This window comes from Halomonas sp. GT (assembly GCF_002082565.1).
Classification (GTDB): Bacteria; Pseudomonadota; Gammaproteobacteria; order Pseudomonadales; family Halomonadaceae; genus Vreelandella.
Window position 1 is genome coordinate 3,685,799 of record NZ_CP020562.1, and the last position, 20,248, is coordinate 3,706,046.

Sequence of the window (20,248 nt, forward strand, 5' to 3'; positions counted from 1 at the left end):
ACGCCTATGCTGCTTACCCTGGCAGATGCCGCCGAGCCCACTGACACCTTGGCCGAGTTACACAGCGACGCCCAAGCTGTTTACTGGCTGGCTCGCTGCCCGCAAAAGGGCGACATGCAGCTTTGGCAGTGGCGCGCCGACAGCAACGATCCGCCGCACTGTGTAATAGAAGAGGCGGTGGGTAGCCGCGTGAACCAGTACGGCGGTGGCAGCTACACGCCATTACTAGGAGGCGTCGTATGGGTGCGCCAGCATGACCAAGCCATCATGCAGCTCGACCGCCACGGTGCAAGCTACTGCTGGCAACAGCGCCCGCAAACAGCCTACGGTGGGCTGTGCGCCGACCCTAAGCGCCAGCGGGTGATTGCGGTAGAAGAGGATCATCAAGGTCAACGGCTGGTCGCCATTACTGACACCAGCAGAACTTACAAGAACAGGCAAGTGCTGGTTGAAGGCGCTGACTTCTACGGCGCAGCGGTATTAAGCGATGACGGCAACTATTTAGCCTGGGTGAGCTGGTCACTGCCTTATATGCCCTGGCAGCGTAGTCAGTTGAACCTCGCAAACATCGCAGCCGACGGTACGCTTCAATCCTTTGAAAGCTGGGACTTCGGCGCGGCGATTAGCCAGCCACAGTTTGACCCTCACAACGCGCTAATTTGCATGAGCGATCACACTGGCTGGTGGCAACCCTGGCAGGTTAACTTAGCCACCCCCGTTTGCCTGAGCAGCACCCCGGTAGATCACATCACCACACCGTGGCAGTTGGGTGAGCGCCAGCACGTATGGCGAGATAAACGGCAGGTTTACTGCCAACTGCACCAGGGGGCAGCTCATCTGTATCGCCGTTGCGGCGAGCAGGTGGAAGCACTGCTAACAGACCCTGGCCGCGTGGCAAGCACTACGCTGGCAGATCACGGTGATTACGCCATAGTGCAAAGCGCTACCTGCGGCGCACAGCTTATTCGTTTCAACGAAAATGGCTCACGCAGATGCTTAGTGGGTAACGTCGTGGGTAACGTAACGCAAAACCTAGTGACTGAAAATTCCGCCACTGCACAATGGCTGGAAACCCCCGTTGGCAACAAAGGCGAAACGGTACACGGTTTTTTCTACTCAGCCTTAGCCAACCGCGCTGCACCGCTGATTGTGCGCGTTCATGGTGGTCCTACCGCCGCCGCCTACCCTATTTATGACCCGCTAGTAGCCTACTGGCAGCAACAGGGCTTTCACGTTTTAGATATCAACCCACGGGGCAGTGGCAATTTTGGCCGCCGCTATCGAGAATGTTTAGCCAGCCAGTGGGGGATAAGCGATACTGAGGATGTCATCGCACTGGTTAACGCCGCCTGCACACACTTTGCGATCGATACAGCGCGCTGCTTTATTCGTGGCCAAAGCGCTGGCGGGTTTACCGCCCTCAATGCCTTGGCGGCCACGCCGCTATTTGCAGCGGCCACCAGCCTGTACGGGGTAACCGATGCGTTGACGCTGTCGGCAAAAACACACCGCTTTGAATCCGGTTACCTGGGCTGGCTAATCGGAGACGAAACCCAGCTCGCCCAACGCAGCCCCACCTACCACGTCACCCGTTGCCAGCGCCCATTAAGGGCACTGTTTATCCAGGGTGGCAAAGACGCCGTCGTGGTGCCAGAGCAAACTCATGCCATGGCGCGGCATATCGAACTCCACGGTGGTGAGGCACAAACACTGCTGTTTGATAACGAATACCACGGTATTCAACACCCCAAAGCTCGCCACACCATGCTGGACCGAGAGCTAGCCTTTTATCACTCTAGCCACATAACGACAGCACCAAGGTCGTAGCGCAACAATCCCTTAAGGTGCTTAAGATAATGGTTAACAACTATAAACGAGACCGCCCCATGACTTCGCCGCTCACACAACTTCGTAAGTTTGTCGCTCCTGAAATTATTTTTGGCGACGGAGCACGCCACGCGGCAGGCAACTACGTCACTACGTTCGGGGCAGAAAAAGTGCTCCTGGTCTCCGACCCTGGCGTGCTTCTGGCGGGTTGGGTCGCCGATATTGAAGCCAAGCTACTGGAAGCCAACATTGCCGTTGTGCGCTTTACCGCCGTATCACCTAATCCACGTGTCGATGAGATTATGGCCGGTGCCGAGCTCTACCGAGAAACCGGCTGCAAGGCGATCGTGGCCGTGGGCGGCGGCAGCCCCATGGACTGTGCCAAAGGGATTGGCATCATCACCGCCCACGGCGGACACATTCTTGATTTCGAAGGTGTGGATACGATTCGCGTGCCCATTCCGCCGCTAATTTTCATTCCCTCAACAGCGGGAACGTCGGCAGACATTTCTCAGTTTGCGATTATTTCCGACCAGCAGCGGCGCATGAAATTTTCGATTATCAGCAAGGCGGTGGTTCCTGACGTATCGCTGATCGACCCAGAAGTCACTATGACCATGTCACCCTACCTGACCGCATGTACGGGGGTCGACGCGCTGGTACATGCCATCGAAGCGTTTGTTTCAACCGGTAGTGGCCCGCTTACTGATGCCCATGCCTTAGAAGCCATGCGCTTAATCAGTAGCCATCTTGAAGCACTGGTGGCGAACCCAGCCGACGGCGAGCTGCGTGCCCAGGTAATGCTGGGCAGTATGCAAGCGGGTCTGGCGTTTTCAAACGCCATTTTGGGCGCTGTACACGCGATGTCCCATAGTTTGGGTGGCTTCTTGGATTTACCCCACGGCCTATGCAACGCCATGCTGCTAGAACACGTGGTGGCTTATAACTATGAAGCTGCCCCTGACCGTTTTAAGCGGGTTGCCGACGCCGTGGGTATCGACTGTCGGGGGTTATCACAGCAGCAAATCAAAAAGGCGCTGTTTCAGTACTTAGTCGATTTAAAACATGCCGTTGGCCTGGGCGGAACCCTTGGCGTGATGGGCGTCTCGCGTAGCGACGTGCCTTTTCTCACTAACCATGCGTTGGGTGATCCCTGCATTCTGACTAACCCACGCCGTTCCAGCTCAAGAGACGTGGCGGTGGTTTACGAAGAGGCGCTATGAAAAAAGCCAACGATCCCTCGGGCTTTTCGGTCAGCGACCTGCTCGGGCTTGGCCAGCAGTCGGCGCGTAAAAGCTACTATCGCGAGCTTTCCGTACGTTTAGAAGAGCTTGAAGTGGAGCGCAACCGCTACAAATGGCTGTTCGAAAACGCGCTACACGGTATTTTTCAGGCATCACTCTCCGGCAAACTCCGCGCCGCTAACCCAGCACTTGCCGCTATGCTTGATGATAGTAGCGTGTTGCATACACTCGAGCGCTGCGCGCGTTTTGACGCGCTCTTTGTTAACACGTCTACAGGGCAACAGCTGCGCGATCTGCTGCTCGCACAAGGTCACGTAACAGGTCAAACCACCTGGCTGCAAGGCGCATCCGGGCATCAGGTTCCCGTGGCAATTACACTAATACGTAAGCCCGCCGAACTTGCCGGGGACGAAGACCTAATCGAAGGGTTTGTGGCGGATATTACCGAGCGTGAGCGCGCACGACAGCATTTAGAAACCCTCAACGCCCACTTGGAAGCACGGGTAGCTGACCGTACCCAAGCGCTTGAACGGCTCAACGAGGAGCTTAGAAGTGCTCGTGATGCCGCAGAGTTTGCTAACCAAAGCAAAGACCGCTACCTAGCCGCCGCTAGCCATGACCTGCTGCAACCCATGAACGCTGCACGTTTATTGGTGGCCTCGCTACAGGAGCGACTGACCGACAGCGAGAATCTGGCGTTGATTGAAAGTGTGCAAAATTCACTGGAAGGCGCTGAAGCGATTCTTTCCGACCTGTTGGATATTTCACGGCTGGATCATGGCCAGGTACAACCACAACTACGGCACTTTAAACTCGACGACATCCTCGGCAATCTGGCTGATGAATTTTCCCCAGTGGCGCAACGTAAAGGGCTAACGCTGCGCTACGTGTCTTCTCATCAAGCGGTGACCAGCGACCCGTATTTACTCAGCCGCATTGTGCGCAACTTTCTTGCTAACGCCTGCCGCTATACCCATCGGGGCGGTATCTGCCTGGGTGTCCGCCATCATGGCGACGACAGCCTGGCCGTTCAGGTTGTCGATAGCGGTATTGGTATTCCCGAAAGTGACTACCAGCTTATTTTTCGCGAATTTCACCAACTTAATGCTACCCGTGCGCGGGATCGCCAGGGCGTCGGCCTGGGGCTTGCCATTGTGGAACGGATTAGCCAGCGCCTTGAGCATCCGCTCTCTGTGCGCTCAGCACCCGGCCAAGGCTCCTGCTTTGCTGTTACGGTGCCCCGTGCCAGCGGAATTTCCTTTAGCCAAGCCCCCTCTCCCAGCGCACCGCCCTCCGCTGACGATGAGTTTGAAGGTCTTCGCGTGCTGATCCTGGATAATGAGCCAACAATTTTGCAAGGCATGGCGCTGCTGTTAACTGAATGGAAAATCAGTTGCGATACTGCCCTGGATGTCGATACCGCTAAAGCCTGCCAGGAAGCACCGGATATGCTGCTCGTCGACCTTCACTTAGATGACAATATGACTGGCTTGGAAGCTATTCGCCAACTTCGCCAGCACTGGCACGACCCGCATCTGCCAGCCGCTATTCTCAGCGCCGACCGCTCTGACCACTGGCAGAGACGGTTGCGCCATGCTGGCGTGCCGCAGTTAAACAAACCCGTTCGCCCCGGCAAACTACGTGCGCTGCTGCGTAGCCTGCTTAATGGCTAGCCTGAGTTTCCAACAAACCTGTATCTCCCTGCCTAACGGGGCGCAGGGAGTGCTGGCCTACGCGCCCCACTTAACCCGCGCTCACGTCAGCATCGCCATTGTGGCGGGCTATTTGGATGAGCCGCGCGCCCTGCCAGGGCTGGCCCATTTACTCGAGCACGTGCTCACTACTGCGCCGCTGGAAGCGTCCTCTAACATCAGCCTTCTTACTTGGTTTTCCCAACACCAAGGTAGTCTGAACGCCCATACCGATGACTACGTCACCGATGTACATTTCTCGATACCAGCAAACAAACTAGAAGTAGCGGCGCTCACCGTTGCCAGCCAGCTCGCCACGCCTGCGTTTTCGCCATCAGTCATTGGCGCTGAAGTCGCTGCTATTGACGCCGAGTGGCAGGCCCGCCAGCACAGTTCGGCGATGCAACGATTGTCGACCATCGCCACGCTCAGCGATTCACAGCATATTGGTGCAGGCTGCCGTCACGGTAACGCGCAAACCCTAGGTAGCGACATGAGGCTATTGTTTGAAGCGCTCACCGCGTTTCATCGCGCCTATTACCATGGCGGCCGCGTTAATATCGCCATTATCAGCCCGTGGGCAGCGGAAGCGATGAACCGCCTGATTAAACGCATGGCAACGCTGTTTAGCCCACCAACACCTTGCGCTCCTTCGCTTTCCATTGCGCCTCGTTGGAGCCGCCAGCTCAGCGCGAAGTTAGCCAGTACGGGCAATACCGTTGAGCTACTGTGGCCGTTGCCCTCGGCCATTGCTCGTCATCAGTTTATCGCCCTTGGCGACACTGCTGATCGGTTAAATCAAGGTCTCCTAGTGGAGCAGTTGCCTGATTCGATTACCGACTACCGCGCAACGCTGGCCCCTAGCGGGGCGACAGACGCCTTTAGCTTGACGCTAAGCGGCACTGCGACACAGGAGCAGGTGAAAGCCCTTGCGGCTGCCCTAAGTGAGCGCTTAGCAGCCTTCTTCGCAACCCTGTCCGGAACAGGACCTAACGATCATGACAACCGTTGGCAGCCACCCGCTGATACGATGCAGTTAGCCCCGGCTTGGTTTGCACACGCCCGCCGCCAAGCGCTTACTCGTCGCTTTGCTACGCCGTCCTCTGAGCATCAGCCAGTCACAAGCACGTTTGCGGCTAGTAATGCCCGTTGCCTACTGGGTAATACGCCTCCACCGCCCTCACCACACGCTTTTGATAGACAACCACCGGCTTACCCCGCCGTGCAGTATTGGTGCGGTCAGTACGGTGTTAGCGATGATTTCGCGGTACTTGCCACTACCGCCTGGGCGGCCTGCTTTGTGCCCGGCGCAGTGGTTGTACCCAGCCCGCTCACCGCTCAGCGGCTCGCTCGCCAGGCTATTGTCTTCAAGCAGGAGAACTCCCCCCACGGCAGTTGGGTGATAGCGATGGGTAGTCAAGCCAACCACGCTATGGTGGCACTGTTGGAAGACGCCGTATTAGCTGCCTCTAAGGCTCAAGAAGGGATGCTGGCTCAGCAGTTGATACAGCGCTTAACACCATTGCCTGCCGCGCCTGTGGTATGGGTTTCCCATAGAACAGGCGCCGCTGCCGTTTGCAACGCGCTAGCGAACTTGGCAAGCCGCGTCGCAATACGTGCTGAACAGCCTCCCCCTACCAACCTACCGACCAGCACCGCCATCATGCGGACACTGAGCCTACCGGGCACACCCAGCCAGCGATTACTATTGGCACTTGCGGAGCAGCATCACAGCGGGGCTTTTTTTCAGCAGGCACGCTATGACCACCACTTGGGCTATGTGGCAGCGGTTCGCAGTGGCGACGGCGCACCTTGCTCACTTGGCTATGTCGTGCAAACTAGTAAGGCAGGGGAAATCAGCAAGGACACGGGCTCGGCAGGGGGGAAGCCGATAGAGGAAAAATGGCTAGCGGAAAAGCTACAATCGATCACCGATGCCCTCTGGAAAACGTCGGATAGCGTTCTGCAGGCGCAACTGCCAACACTAACACCGCCTGAAACGCCCCTCGCGGCGCTGGTTCTCCAGTGGCAAAGCCTCTTAACAGGTGCCCATCAGCCACTGCATCGCCTTGGACAACAACGCATCGATTCACAGGCACTTACCAATTTACTCACTCAGATAAACACCTTGGGCCATTGGCAAACCCACTGGCTGGATAGCGCTGGCCATTATGAAGTCAATCGCTGAGACAAACCGACAGCTGCGGCAAGTCAACGATTGAGGAACTGGGAGAAATCGATATCGTTGGCGGATAAAATCGCCTGTACTCGGCTGGTCACCCCCAGCTTGCGCAAGATCGCTGACACGTGGGCTTTCACCGTGGTTTCTGCAATATTAAGGTGATAGGCAATCATCTTGTTAGATTCACCGCGCGTCATATGCTCCAACACTTGTAGCTGCTTGCGGGTCAGCAGGCGCAGTTGTTCCGCGGTAAATCCCTGATCCTGATGGCGACGTTTGCGGATACTGTCCGGCGCGCGCATGGCATCGGCAGGTAGAAAGATATTGCCTTCCAACACCTGGGCAATCGCGTGGCGCATCTGATCACGGGGCAGTGATTTGGTGATAAACCCCGCCGCACCACAGGAGACTGCCTGCAGAATAATCTGCTTATCCTCTTCCGCAGATACAATCACCACCGGAATCGTAGGCTGCTCGTTACGCAACTGCAAAAGCCCTGTTAACCCGTTCATGCCGGGCATATTTAAATCTAGCAATATCAAATCAAGATCAGGATCTTGCTGGGCATGGGCGAGGGCCGCATCAAAGTCTTCTACCTCGATAACCTCAGCATCTTCGTAAGCTTCACGGATCACTCGCGCCATGGCATCGCGTACCAGGGGATGATCGTCGGCAATCAGGAGTTTATATGTCGCTGTCATTATTATGGTTGCCTGTGGTTTAGCCAAATCCCGCTTACTGTGTCTTTTATAACACTCTACTAAGTCATCTCTACTAAGTCACCACTACGGCGTCACCACTACGGCGTCACCACTACGGAGTCACCACTACGGAGTCACCCACCTTTATTGAAGCAATTTCCCACCACTAAGCAAATTAGCTATTGTTCAGCGGCTTTCTGCTTAAAGGTGCTAGCGAATTCGATCAGCGATTGCGTCAACCAAATGAGGGCGGGATCGTTGGCATACAGCCCATGCTGAATCAGCGTCATATTAAGTGCAGGCAATTCTTTAGGTGGCACGACGATGCGCACCGGCAGCATCGTGATAAATCGTTCGGCCATTTGGCGTGGCAACGTCATGATCGCATCAGTGAGCGCAACGACCCGCGCTGCCGCAATATAATTTAAGTTCTTTGAAATCACCCGGCGGCTTAAGCCGTGCTGTACTAAACAATTATCGATATTACTGGGTCTTAAACCGCTGATATCAGACAGTGCTACATGCGGCTCACGGGCAAACTGCCTAAGATCCAGTGCATCACCTACCTCGATATTGTCAGTCGCTGCCAAACAAACCAACTCTTCATCCATCCAAAGATGCTGTATGACACCACTGGGCAGCGCGCTTTGGCTATCCAGCCCGACCACCATATCTACTTGTCGCTGTTCCAGCCCTTCACTCAGTACGTTGGGGGTGATCAGCTCAATGGAAAAGCTGATATCCGGCGCGTACGTCATCAATTGGCTAAGAAAGGCCGGGTACATGACCTCTTCAAAATAATCCGTGGTGGCCAAGGTAAAATGCCGCGCGCTAGTGGATGGGAAAAAGCTAGCCGGAGGGGCAAGACCTTCTTGCAACATGGCCAGCGCCTGCTGCACGACTGGCAACAGTGCCAGCGCACGGGGTGTTGGCTGGAGACCATTGTTGGTACGTATTAATAATGGATCGTCCAACGCATCCCGCAGCCGTTTTAACGCATGGCTAAGGGCTGGCTGGCTTAAATGCAGCTTTTCCGCTGCTCTTGTCACGTGACGCTCACGCATTAGCACTTCAAATACCAGCAGAAGATTCAAATCAAAATGACGAAGCGAACGCATAGCGCCCCACTATTTATGCAACGAATGGTTTCATTCTAAACATTCATTTCATTCATCGCTAAAAATTCCTTATCGTCGCGCTTCTTTGAGCCCAATCCTTCTGATTTATTTCTACTGCGCCCCATAGGAGTACACGCTAGGTGACCCCATCACAGATCATGCCAAGCCTGTTTGGTGATGTTATTTCTACCTTTATGGGCGTGCCGAAGGCCACCGATCCTAATACGACCGATGCTGAGGTAGTGGTGAGCGGTGTGCCCTTTGATCTAGCGTGTTCAGGACGATCAGGCACCCGCATGGGGCCAAACGCCATCCGTCAAAGCACTGCTAACCTGATCTGGGAAGGCAAACGCTGGCCTTGGGACTTCGCCCTGGAAGAGCGACTGCGGGTATGTGACGCAGGCAACCTGGACTACGCCTACGGTGAGCCGGAAAGCTTGGTCGATAACCTTGAGACCCACGCATTGCGTTGGCTAAAAGCCAATAAAAAAATGCTGACACTGGGTGGTGACCACTATATCAGCCTGCCCCTGCTACGCGCTCATGCTCGGGTGCATGGCCCACTGGCACTGATCCATTTTGATGCCCATACCGACACCTACGAGCAAGGCACGCGTTTTGACCATGGCACTATTTTCCACCATGCCTTAAAAGAAGGATTGGTAGTGCCGGAGCACTCGCTACAAATTGGTATTCGCACCAGCTATGACCGCCATAACCACCCTTATGAAGTGCTAGATGCCGACTGGGTAAATGATCACGGCCCTGCCGCTGTACTGGAACGCATCCGTGCTCGTGTTGGCTATCATCCAGCTTATATCAGCCTGGACATTGATGGCTTAGATCCTGCCTACGCGCCAGGGACTGGGACACCGGTATGTGGCGGCATGTCTACCGACCTGATGCTAAAAGTGATCCGCGGCATGGTGGGCATGGAGCTGATAGGTATGGATGTTGTTGAGGTCAACCCCGCTTACGACCATGGCGATATCACGTCACTCGCCGCAGCCACGTTGGGGCTAGAGTTTTTATACACGCTGGCTGCATCTAAATAGCCTTTTAGCTCTTGTCAGTACCCGCCCATTACTGAGCAAAACTTAACTACCCCAGCAAGGCGTAACATTTTGGTTACGCCTTGAGACGAAGTGTTAATGGCCAAAGTGATAATGGCGATCTTCTGCGCAGCACATAATATATAGAATAACAATATAACTAAAAAATATATATTAGACTTCTCTTCAGGAGTTAGCCATGCATAAGCCATTATTGCTAAACCGCCGAGAGCTGCTGAAATTAGGCACTGGATTAGGGGTCAGCAGCCTTATTCCTCTTAGCGCAGTCTCTGCTAATACACTACAAACCCAGGCTCACATCGTCATTCTTGGCGGCGGCGCGGCGGGCATGGCAATGGCTAATCGACTAGCCACACGGCTCGAAGGAGGAACGATCACATTAGTGGAACCACGAGAAACGCATCATTACCAGCCAGGCTGGACATTAGTGGCATCAGGCGTTTGGCAGCCCGATAAAACCATGCGTCCTAACGCTCAGTTTGTGCCAAGGGGAGTGAAGTGGGTGCGCGAATACGCAGCAAGTATTGATGCCGATAATAAGCGAATCAGCCTTGCCAATGGTGCAACACTAAACTACGACTACCTAGTAGTGGCCACAGGCATTCAACTCAACTATCACCTGATCGAAGGTATGTCACCCACATTGGTAGGGCAGCACGGGATTGGCAGTGTGTACGCTAGCCTCGATGGCGCAATACGAACTAACCAAGCCATTCAAACATGGCTGGATCACGGCCAGGGAAAAGGGATATTCACGGCCGCCCCAACACCAGTAAAGTGCGCTGGCGCTCCGATGAAAATGACGTTTACTACATTAAGTCGTCTAGAAGCATCTGGGCGACGAGACGCCTTCGATGTGGAATATATGGCGCCTGGCACCAGCCTCTTTTCCCAGCCCTGGGTCAACGAATTTGTTAAACAGCGTTTTGATGAACAAGGTGTCACCCGTCGTCATCACTATCGCCTTTCTGCCATTGACCCTCAGGCTAAGCAAGCTGAATTTACCTTTATTGGCCCTGAGAGCGAATTTACCTCGCATCACCAGCTTCGCGAAGCCGAATTTAGGCGCGAAAATCAGCCAACGGTGATTGCGGACTACGACTTTATTCACGTAGTGCCACCAATGAGTGCCCACGACTTCATCAAACAGAGCGCACTTATTGCTCAGGATGGCCCTTTCAGAGGCGAGTGGTTAGATGTGGATATTTACACCATGCAGCACAACCGCTATCCCGACGTGTTTGGTATTGGCGATGTAATCGGCGCTCCGATTAATAAAACGGCTGCCAGCGTTAAGGCCCAGGCACCCGTTGTAGAAGCCAACCTGCTTGCTGTCATGCAAGGAAACCCTCTCCCCGCCCGCCATACTGGTTACACTTCGTGCCCAATGATTACTGGCATTGGCAAGGCCATGCTGGTGGAGTTTGGCTATGAAGACAACTTCGCCTTTATGCCATCTTTCTCGTTTATTGATCCTACCGATGAATCTTGGGTTACATGGGTAATGAAAGATCGCATGCTACAGCCCGCCTACTACGCCGTACTTGCAGGACAAGCCTAGGGAGCATCGCCATGACTATTACCGGCATCGTTACTATTTTAATGTTCGTTCTAGCTCCTTATATTTGGTTCATCATTGCGGGCCTCGTTATTATCGTTGCGCTCCATTTTTCTGCCTATCTACGTGGTTACCAAATCACCCGTCACCATAGTGTGATTGCTCTATTATTAGCCGGGTTAGTCGGGCTAACAGCTTACGTTTGGATACCCTGGTTAACTCACTCTAAGCTGGATTACGTAGCGACAGTTTTTGACTGGGTGGCGTTGACAGGCGCTGCAATCGCAGCCTTTATCGTGGCGCTAATTGTGCTTCACCCTTTAAGCTATTTAATCAGTGATCGACGTATCCATTGAGAATCCATACGCCACTAAGCCCACGCTAACGTGGGCTTAGACGACGTCGCCAGTGACACCATTCATAATGTGAGTGCAGGTTAATACTCTTCTCGCACCAATGTCACATCAAAAGACACGTCAAGGTCCATCGTATTGCTGTGATCATAGTCCTCTGACATAGACGCCAAATAGGCAAGCGACGTTGCAACACGCCCTTCTACTCGGCCAGTGTCGCCATCGACATCCAGCAGCTCTATATCAATGGGCACATCTTGTTCTGTGCCGTAATGGGGCATCATTCCGCTTTCTGGAAAGTAGCTCACCGAGGCATCACCCGCGTTGCCGTTCATGACTATAAAGCTAATGCTAAGCGTGCCCTGGGTTTCAAATCTCGGTTCTCTATGCCCTTGGACAGTGACATTCATCATACCCGGCATCAGCTCAGAAAAATTAGCCGTTGAACCTTCCGAGTGAGTAACAACATGCCACTCCTTAGGCTCTCCATCTAGCGTGCCGCTGATCTCGTCGGCAACGGCGTGCCCTGCCCCCCACATAAGCCCACCCAGTAACAGTGCACCGCTAAAGCATCGTTGTGGATTTATCATTTATTTTTCTCCTGTTTCATCACCTGTCTAATCCGTCGTCACTGATTTTCTCGTTGCTTATTACGCTGCTGAAACGGGGTGAGTTCGCTTTAGTGCGCAGCTACCGTATAGCTTTTTTTATTAAAAAAAGTTCAGCAGCTTACTGATCTTGTCTCGGCCAGGGCTGTTGATCACTGGTAGAAAACATTAGCGCGCTATCGCCTGGGCCGAGGACAATCAGCCGCTCCCAGAGCGCACGAGTATGATCATCCATCAACTGGTCATGGTGAATGACGAGGTCTAACGCGTCGTCCTGCCCCAGCCCCCTTTCTATATAAACGTCAATAAAGGGCTCCCCTGCTGCAACACTTTCCGGCCACTCTGGGATACGCCAACCAGTGTGGCCCGGCTCATCGTGTAGGCCCAGCTTCTCTAGGCCTACCTGTAGCACCGATAGCTCCAGCGGCCCCTGGTCAAACAGAGGCTCGATCGGCTCGAATTCTGGCCAATCACGTACGGCCTCGTTGAGCGAGTTGACGTCACGACAAGAAAACTCGAGGCAGTCAGCAGCGTGCTTTTGTGACAGCTCGCGCCTGGCCACATGAACGAGACCTGCAACCTGCCCCATAATAGGTCGAGTAACTAACCGCCAAGCAACGTCCGGCGCCTGACCAAATTCTGCAGCAGGGGCCACCTGCTTCTCGCCATATATCTCGATAAGCTCGGCGCGGCGCGACGGCCCAAGGTTAAAACGCGAAATCTCGACCAGTTCAACTATCAGTGGCGAACTCAACTCGGAGGCCACATTAGCCTGTGCATAGCGTAGCCGGTAGCGAACGTGCGGAATCGCAGGCTCTTCGTTGAGCACCGCCAGCAGCGCCTTGCCCAATGGGCCCATATCAGCGTCTGCCAAGAACACACTGTCGCTGCCGCCATTATCGGTTAGCGCCTCACGCAGCTGCTCCTCTAGCGCCGTCGCCTTCTGGCGCTGCCATGTGTCTTCTGGAATAAAAACCGCCGCGACATCCTCCAGCGAAGCGGCTTCTTCCAGTCGTTGATCTGCAGCCATTTCACCGCCAAAAACAACACCGCAGGCACCAAATGCAACACAAAAAGCCAAAGGACGCAGACTCAACATTCAGCTCTCCTCACTCAATCGTTCAGCACGGCGTCGTTAACGAGCACTTTGCTCACGCACAGCAGCAAGATCCCAGTCACGCATTAGGTCGACAGCGACATCCTGGGATTCCAGGTTTTCACCCTTCACCTGCATCATAATTCGACCATCGAGTAATAGCGTCACTTCTGCACGGGAGCGTTCAGGCTCCCACTTCACCACTGCTGCTTCACGACCCAAACGAACACGCTCCATATTAGGCTGCGCGGCGATCATTGCCGGATTGTTAAACATTGCCCCCATGCTTTGTATCAGCGGGCTATCAAGCATCATGCTAGCGGTCATCTGACCATCGCCGTCATCTTGTTGATAGGAGCGCTCAAGCGACGTACCACCAGCACCAAACATGGCGGCGGCTCCACCACCTGCGCTACCGGAGGACGCTTCATGCGCCGTCCAACCATCGGGTGCATCAGGGAACGTTTGGGCAATCAGGCCTGACATCATCTTGCGCATGTCTTCAATGGCAAATTCCAACTCGGTAATTGCCGCGCCGTACTCTTGCTCTTGATAGAGCTCCAGACCTAGCTCGATCTGTTCAACGACCTCATCCGCTAATACGCTTTGTGCGGCAGGAAAAAGTAATACGCTAGCCACTACCGCCGCCTTGAGACGATGAGTCGACAAGATGTTATTCAACTCCATGACAGTTCCCTCTTTGATAGGTTTTGTTAGTTATTTCGATCACACTCGGTGGGAAAGCGCCTGTATCGCTGCTCGCGCTGACAGCATCGACAAACTTGAAGTGTTACCTAACGATAAGCCATGCTTCACTGTGCTGCCCCGTTTAAACGGATAGGTATTGGTGAACAGATAGGTATTGGTGAACAGATAGCTAGTAGTCAACATGTTGTGATAACGGGATGTTATCCAGAGAAACACTTTGCTAGAGTGATTTCATCAGGCGGATATCTACCTCGCACTCTCAATCAAGCAATAGCGAACAATGACATGCCATTAGTTCACCTTTTGTTTAGCTTGTTTGCCACCGCTGGTTTTTCCACCCAATTGCTTGCGGATAGCGCTGCACAACGCGGTGAACGCTCATTACTAGAGCCTTCGGAACCTATCATTCTGGTGATCGATGGCAGCATCAGTCACACCAATGCGGGCGATAGTGCGCAGTTTGATGCACAAATGCTTACCTCCCTAGAAACTCATACCTTGGTCACTGAGACGTCTGTCACCGATGGCGTTAATCACTTTGAAGGATTTTTACTGCGTGACCTATTGGAATGGGTAGGAGCCGACGGTGAACAGGTCATTGCTACAGCACTGAATAACTACATCGTTGCTATCCCGCTCGACGACTTTTATCAATACGATGTGTTGGTAGCGACTCATATGGATGGCGAGGCGCTAACGCCACGTGATAAAGGGCCGCTTTGGATTGTTTACCCCCGCAGCGATCACACAGAGCTGCAAGATATTCGCTACGACTACCGCTGGGTGTGGCAACTTACCGGGCTAACCGTGGAATGATCCGCCTTCCTTCTCGTGCACGTATTTACTGGTTGCCGCTAGTAGCCATTGGCCTGTTCATCATTCTTTTATTTTTCTCTCTGCTGCGTCTTTCCGAGGTCGAGAAAGATATGCGCAGCAACGTTGATGAGAACATGCTGTGGGTCATCACCCAAGCCCAATTAGCAAGCCATCGTCTACAGGAAGCGGCACATCGCCATGCCATGGGGCACACTGATGCTCAGCCAGAACAACACCTTGATGTGCTCTTCAGCCGTCTAGCCCTAATGGATCAAGGCCCTCAGCGTCGTTATATTCAAGCCTTAGGGTTTGAACCGCTACTGGATAACACCCTTGAGCAGTTAGCGCAGATTGATAGGTTGATGACACAGTTCTTGCTGGGCGAACTAACCTCGGATGACATGTACCGCAACATTCAGCCGCTGCTGGCCACATTAAACCGCATGGCAAATGCGATCATGATGGAAGAGTGGGAAGTCACTGGTGAGCGGCTGGACGACTATCGCGATAGCCTAATGCAGGTAATTTATTCAGCCGTGGGCATACTGGTCACTGGCCTACTGTTAGCCCTTTTATTGCTATGGGCGCTTAACAAACGCCGACAGGCACAAGAAGCGCTTACCCAGCACCTTGATCATCTGGAAGACCTCGTCAGCGCTCGCACTCAGGATCTAGAAGATCAACGTCGCAGGCTGGCAGATTCAATTAATACAGCGCCTGATGGCTTCGCGGCTTTTGATGCCACCGGGCAACTACAGTTAATCAATGCGCGTTTAGCACAGCTACTTCCCGAGACACAATGCATCTTCTCACCCGGCACTCCCTTGCATGATGTTGTAACGAAACTCTGCCAAACCTGCGTTAGCACGTCGGCAGTACTCCCCCTTCACCAAGCCAGCGCACAATGCGATATTGAACTTGCTGGCGGCGAGTGGAGACAGTTGACGTTGCGCAGAACGCAGGCTGGCGGGCACGTCATGCGCCTTGCTGACATTACCCCTTATAAAAAAACGGCTATTGCCTTGGAAAATGCCCTAGAGCGTGAGCGGGGCATAAGTGATTTCTACCGTAGCTTCGCCGCCATGGTGTCCCACCAGTTCCGCACCTCACTGGCGGTAATTGATTCAGGCCTGCAGCGCATGATGCGCCGCCACTCGGGCTACTCGGCAGAAGAGCGGGCTGACCGCTATCAGCGTCTGCGCGATACCGTCGCTCATATGACTGAACTGGTTGATGCCTCGCTGCTGACCGCACAGCTAGACGCGGGGCAGGTAAGCAGCCATCAGCAGCCCCACGACATGATTAAACTGGTCAGAAAGGCGTGCCTCTTACATCAGGAAGTGCCCGGCAATACTCGGCTGCTCATTAACGTGGTGATTCCGCCAGAATTGAAAACGTTGCAGATAAGCTGCGATAAAGCACTAACCGAGCACATTATTGATAACCTGCTGACCAACGCCCGCAAATATTCTCGTCAGGGAAGCCCTATCACTGTCGAGCTATCACATGATGCACACTGGGCTTACTGTCGCATCAGTAATCAGGGGGATGTCATACCCGACGTCGAGCAGTTGCATCTCTTTGAACGTTTCTATCGCGGTGCTAACAGCGCCGGCCAGCAGGGACTTGGGCTAGGACTCAACATTGCCCGCACGCTGGCCCAACTTCAGCACGGTGAGCTGGTATTGCTCAGCTCAACTCCTGAAGCAACTACCTTCCAGCTCATCCTGCCCCAAGCCCCTCAAGCAGGCCAACACGCCACTCAAACGCAGGCGGGTGGTAAGGAATCAACATAATGAATGAACGCCCGCCTTTAGTGCTATGTGCTGAAGATCATCAAGAATTGCGCCGAGATTTATGCGACGAGCTGCGCGAGGCGGGCTACCGCGTAGTGGAAGCCAGCGATGGAGAGGAGGCGCTGGCACACTTGAAGTCGATGCCAGATGTGATTCTGTGCGATATCACCATGCCGCGCCTAAACGGCTATGCCTTACTAGAGCAGGTGCGCAATGGCTTTCCAGAGCTTGCGGACACACCGTTTATCTTCCTGACCGCACTTTCAGACCGCGTTGACATTATCGAAGGCAAGCGCCTGGGTGCCGACGATTATCTCGTTAAACCAATTGACTACGACCTGCTATTGGCCACGCTAGAAGCGCGCCTGCGTCAGGTAAGCCGTATGCGGGCCAAAAGCACACAAGAACTCGACCATTTGCGCCAAGGTATCCACCATTTACGTAGTGAAATCAGTGAACACGCCTTTGCCGCAGCCAAGAGCGCACTCGACCTGATGGCCGCCGGTGTGGTGCTGTTGGATAACCTCGGCCAGCCACTGTTGACCAACCGAGCGGCCTTAAGGCTAAACCTCGACAAGCCGCCATTAAGGGGCGTTCCTAGCCTGGAAGGCATTAGCGACACGTCCAGCCAACAGCTATATCAAGCCGTGCGAAGAAGCTTAGTCGCCAATCGGCTTAGTGCTGAAAGCACTGACTGTCTACGCCTTTCCCGCTTGGGGGGACACAGTGACCTGATGCTATTTATCTGTTCACTTGCCAACGGTGCAGCAAACGCTAATAGCCCAGCGGTAGCTGTCATGCTGATTGACCCGAATCAACGCGTCCAACTACCAGCACCACTGCTTGCCGAGCTATTCGGATTCACCCCCACCGAAGCGACTATCGCCACACACTTGGCCGAGGGGCAACGCAAGGAAGATATTGCCGAGCTGTTGGGCGTTTCCGCGACAACGGTGGCCTTCCACTTACGCAACCTGTTCCAAAAAACCGACACTCGGCGGCAGGCGGAATTGATCGCGGTAATTCTGGCTGGCTCAATGAGTCTATCTATTCAGAGCTAATGCCAACGTATCAGAACTAATGCAAACGTCATAACGCTAGGCACCTCAGCACCTAGCGTTAGAGAAAATGCGAACAGCATCTGAGGCAGAGGTGTTCTACCCTTGAGAAGCCGTTAGCGCTTGATTAATATCTGCTAGTAGGTCGTCGATATGCTCAATGCCAATCGATAAGCGCACCATATCCGGTGTAACGCCTGCGGCCTTTAACTCCTGCTCATTTAACTGGCGGTGGGTGGTAGACGCTGGAATCGAAGAGCAGCTCTTGGCATCGCCGATATTAACTAAACGCAGAATCAGCGACAGGGCATCGTAGAAGCGCTCACCGGCGGCCTGGCCGCCCTCAATGCCAAAGCTTAGAATTCCCGACGCATGGCCATTCATATAGCGCTCGGCTAACGCATGGTCAGGATGGCTTTCCAAGCCTGCATAGTGCACCCAAGTGACCAGTGGATGGTTTTCCAAATGCTTGGCAACGGCTAACGCATTGGCACAAATACGTTCGATGCGCAGCGACAGCGTTTCCAGCCCCTGAAGCAGGTTCCAGGCCGCTTGGGCAGAAAGCGCCGCGCCCATGTTGCGTAGCGGTACCACGCGAGCACGGGCAATAAAGGCGGCGTCGCCCACATCGCGGGTATAGCTAACGCCATGATAGGAGATATCTGGCTCGTTAAGCAGCGGGAAGCGGCTGGCATTTTCCGCCCAGGGGAATGTGCCTGAATCAACAATCACGCCGCCCACCGTAGTGCCGTGGCCACCGATATATTTCGTGGCCGAGTGAACGACAATATCCGCTCCGTGCTCAATCGGCCGACATAAAAACGGCGTTGCAGTGGTGTTATCAACAATCACTGGCACCCCATGACGGTGCGCTGCATCAGCCAGTTTTTGCAGATCTACCACGCCACCGGATGGATTACCGATGCTCTCGCAAAACACCGCTTTGGTACGCTCATCAATTAACGCTTCGATGCCGTCGATATCATCTTTATCGGCAAACCTGACTTGAATGCCTTGGCGTGGCAAGGTGTGGGCAAACAAGTTGTAAGTGCCGCCATACAGCTCGCTAATCGAAACGATATTATCGCCTGCTTCAGCGATAGTTTGGATCGCATAGGTAATCGCGGCCATGCCAGACGCCACCGCCAACCCCGCAATGCCGCCTTCTAGCGCGGCCACCCGTTGCTCCAGCACGGAGCAGGTTGGGTTCATAATGCGCGAGTAAATATTTCCTTCCACTTTCAGATCGAACAAGTCCGCCGCGTGCTGGGCGTTATCAAATGAAAACGACGTGGTCTGATGGATCGGCACGGCAACAGCGTTTTGTGAATCAGGCGCATAACCATGGTGGAGGGCTATCGTTTCAGGCTTCATAAGAATGGCTCGCTAGTTGATGAAGGATCACCCTTGATCCTAAACAAGCGACACTCTGAAGGCCAACGTCGTTTAGTCGCGTTAGCACTTGTTCACCCCTACACCTTGTTAGCGTATAGAGCCACCTATTTGAACTACAGTATAATTAACCTGTTTAAATAAGCGTCATGTTAGACTCACGACTTCTATCATTTATTCATATCTATCGACAAAGGAACTGGCGATGCAAACAACGCCCCTAGCACGTAAAACATCCTACACCTTAGGTTTAGCTGCCGTACTCACCCTCAGCGGCTGTCAATCAGGTGCAGATATAGGCGGCATGATCTCTGCTGGCACCGGCTTAGCGGGCGCTGCCACTATGAGTGACGAACAGATGCAACAACTAGGCGACCAGACAATTGCCCAGCTTGATGCCGACAACCAGCTTGTCGCCAGCGACAGTCAATATGCCGAGCGGCTGGCAAATCTGACCCAGGGCTGGGAAAATATCGACGGACACGACCTTGAGTACAATGTCTATCAGTTGGATGACATCAACGCTTTTGCGGTACCCAACGGTTCTATTCGGCTGCATACCGGCCTAATGGACGCAATGACAGACGATGAAGTACGTTACGTTATCGCTCATGAGATTGGCCACGTGGCGCTGGGACACTCCAAGCGTGCTTTCCAGGTTGCTTACGCAGCATCGGCTGCGCGTGAAGCCGCCGCTGCCAGCGGGAGTGCTACTGCTGCGGCACTTTCAAGTTCTGAACTTGGTGAGCTGGGCGAAAAGCTGGTGAATGCTCAGTTTTCCCAACGTCAGGAAAATGAAGCTGATGACTACGCTGTTGAGTTGATGCAGCAATACAACCTGAATGCAGAAGCCTCTGTGTCTGCGCTACGCAAATTGGAAGCAGAATACGGCAACAACAGCAGCTTTTTCTCCAGCCACCCCGCTCCGGGTGAACGGGCAGAGCGCCTTGAAGCTACGCTAAACTAAGCGCAGCGTACTACTTCACCGCATTACTTCACCGTTCTCTACTTCATTGCCTTGCCAAGT

Annotated in this window: 18 protein-coding genes; 11 read left to right on the plus strand and 7 right to left on the minus strand. The window is 53.9% G+C overall.

All coding sequences use genetic code 11. The annotated features are described in order from the left end of the window. Positions 1-6: 6 nt before the first annotated feature. From B6A39_RS16715 to B6A39_RS16730, 4 genes are read left to right on the plus strand one after another with little or no spacing between them, the layout of a single operon-like run. Entirely contained in the window at positions 7-1,827 is a 1,821-nt protein-coding gene (locus tag B6A39_RS16715) for an alpha/beta hydrolase family protein (protein WP_083007431.1), read from the plus strand. Between the two features lie 59 nt (positions 1,828-1,886). Then, complete coding sequence (gene ercA / locus B6A39_RS16720) at positions 1,887-3,050, plus strand: alcohol dehydrogenase-like regulatory protein ErcA (RefSeq protein WP_083007945.1); 1,164 nt, start codon at positions 1,887-1,889, stop codon at positions 3,048-3,050. Beyond that, positions 3,047-4,744, plus strand: a complete 1,698-nt coding sequence (locus tag B6A39_RS16725; RefSeq protein WP_083007432.1) for a PAS domain-containing hybrid sensor histidine kinase/response regulator — start codon at positions 3,047-3,049, stop codon at positions 4,742-4,744. The genes ercA and B6A39_RS16725 overlap by 4 nt, the downstream gene beginning before the upstream one ends. Positions 4,745-4,793: 49 nt before the next feature. Continuing rightward, complete coding sequence (locus B6A39_RS16730; protein WP_232318727.1) at positions 4,794-6,950, plus strand: insulinase family protein; 2,157 nt, start codon at positions 4,794-4,796, stop codon at positions 6,948-6,950. Between the two features lie 23 nt (positions 6,951-6,973). Here B6A39_RS16730 and B6A39_RS16735 read toward each other — a convergent pair whose 3' ends face one another. Beyond that, a complete protein-coding gene (locus tag B6A39_RS16735; protein ID WP_083007435.1) occupies positions 6,974-7,645 on the minus strand; it encodes a response regulator in 672 nt (223 codons plus the stop codon). A 179-nt stretch (positions 7,646-7,824) separates the two neighbouring features. Then, the gene (locus B6A39_RS16740; protein WP_083007437.1) at positions 7,825-8,763 is read right to left on the minus strand and encodes a LysR family transcriptional regulator; all 939 of its coding nucleotides are present in this window, start codon (positions 8,761-8,763) and stop codon (positions 7,825-7,827) included. Positions 8,764-8,921: 158 nt separating this feature from the next. Between B6A39_RS16740 and speB the strand changes: the two genes are divergently transcribed. The 3 genes from speB (at position 8,922) to B6A39_RS16755 (ending at position 11,750) form a co-directional block, all read left to right on the plus strand. Further along, entirely contained in the window at positions 8,922-9,818 is an 897-nt protein-coding gene (gene speB / locus B6A39_RS16745) for an agmatinase (protein ID WP_083007438.1), read from the plus strand. Between the two features lie 196 nt (positions 9,819-10,014). Then, complete coding sequence (locus tag B6A39_RS16750; protein ID WP_083007440.1) at positions 10,015-11,397, plus strand: NAD(P)/FAD-dependent oxidoreductase; 1,383 nt, start codon at positions 10,015-10,017, stop codon at positions 11,395-11,397. Positions 11,398-11,408: 11 nt separating this feature from the next. Next, a complete protein-coding gene (locus B6A39_RS16755; protein ID WP_083007441.1) occupies positions 11,409-11,750 on the plus strand; it encodes a hypothetical protein in 342 nt (113 codons plus the stop codon). Between the two features lie 80 nt (positions 11,751-11,830). On the opposite strand, the gene B6A39_RS16760 is transcribed toward B6A39_RS16755, so the two are convergent. From B6A39_RS16760 to B6A39_RS18930, 4 genes are all read right to left on the minus strand, one after another. Beyond that, complete coding sequence (locus B6A39_RS16760; protein WP_083007443.1) at positions 11,831-12,337, minus strand: hypothetical protein; 507 nt, start codon at positions 12,335-12,337, stop codon at positions 11,831-11,833. 139 nt (positions 12,338-12,476) lie between these two features. Next, the gene (locus B6A39_RS16765; RefSeq protein ID WP_083007444.1) at positions 12,477-13,454 is read right to left on the minus strand and encodes a hypothetical protein; all 978 of its coding nucleotides are present in this window, start codon (positions 13,452-13,454) and stop codon (positions 12,477-12,479) included. Positions 13,455-13,490: 36 nt separating this feature from the next. Further along, entirely contained in the window at positions 13,491-14,138 is a 648-nt protein-coding gene (locus B6A39_RS16770) for a hypothetical protein (protein ID WP_083007446.1), read from the minus strand. Positions 14,139-14,177: 39 nt separating this feature from the next. Further along, positions 14,178-14,342 carry a hypothetical protein gene (locus tag B6A39_RS18930; RefSeq protein ID WP_156886234.1) on the minus strand — a complete coding sequence of 55 codons (165 nt, stop codon included), beginning with the start codon at positions 14,340-14,342 and terminating at the stop codon, positions 14,178-14,180. A gap of 102 nt (positions 14,343-14,444) precedes the next feature. Here B6A39_RS18930 and B6A39_RS16775 point away from each other — a divergent pair, with 102 nt between their 5' ends. From B6A39_RS16775 to B6A39_RS16785, 3 genes are read left to right on the plus strand one after another with little or no spacing between them, the layout of a single operon-like run. Next, the gene (locus B6A39_RS16775; protein ID WP_198036732.1) at positions 14,445-14,975 is read left to right on the plus strand and encodes a molybdopterin-dependent oxidoreductase; all 531 of its coding nucleotides are present in this window, start codon (positions 14,445-14,447) and stop codon (positions 14,973-14,975) included. After that, a complete protein-coding gene (locus B6A39_RS16780; protein WP_083007447.1) occupies positions 14,972-16,771 on the plus strand; it encodes a sensor histidine kinase in 1,800 nt (599 codons plus the stop codon). Before B6A39_RS16775 ends, B6A39_RS16780 begins: the two co-directional genes overlap by 4 nt. Further along, entirely contained in the window at positions 16,771-17,832 is a 1,062-nt protein-coding gene (locus B6A39_RS16785; protein WP_083007449.1) for a response regulator, read from the plus strand. The genes B6A39_RS16780 and B6A39_RS16785 overlap by 1 nt, the downstream gene beginning before the upstream one ends. Positions 17,833-17,928: 96 nt before the next feature. On the opposite strand, the gene B6A39_RS16790 is transcribed toward B6A39_RS16785, so the two are convergent. Further along, positions 17,929-19,203 carry an O-acetylhomoserine aminocarboxypropyltransferase/cysteine synthase family protein gene (locus tag B6A39_RS16790; RefSeq protein WP_083007451.1) on the minus strand — a complete coding sequence of 425 codons (1,275 nt, stop codon included), beginning with the start codon at positions 19,201-19,203 and terminating at the stop codon, positions 17,929-17,931. Between the two features lie 223 nt (positions 19,204-19,426). On the opposite strand from B6A39_RS16790, the gene B6A39_RS16795 reads away from it, so the two are divergent. After that, positions 19,427-20,188, plus strand: a complete 762-nt coding sequence (locus B6A39_RS16795) for a M48 family metalloprotease (RefSeq protein ID WP_083007453.1) — start codon at positions 19,427-19,429, stop codon at positions 20,186-20,188. Positions 20,189-20,248 lie beyond the last annotated feature (60 nt).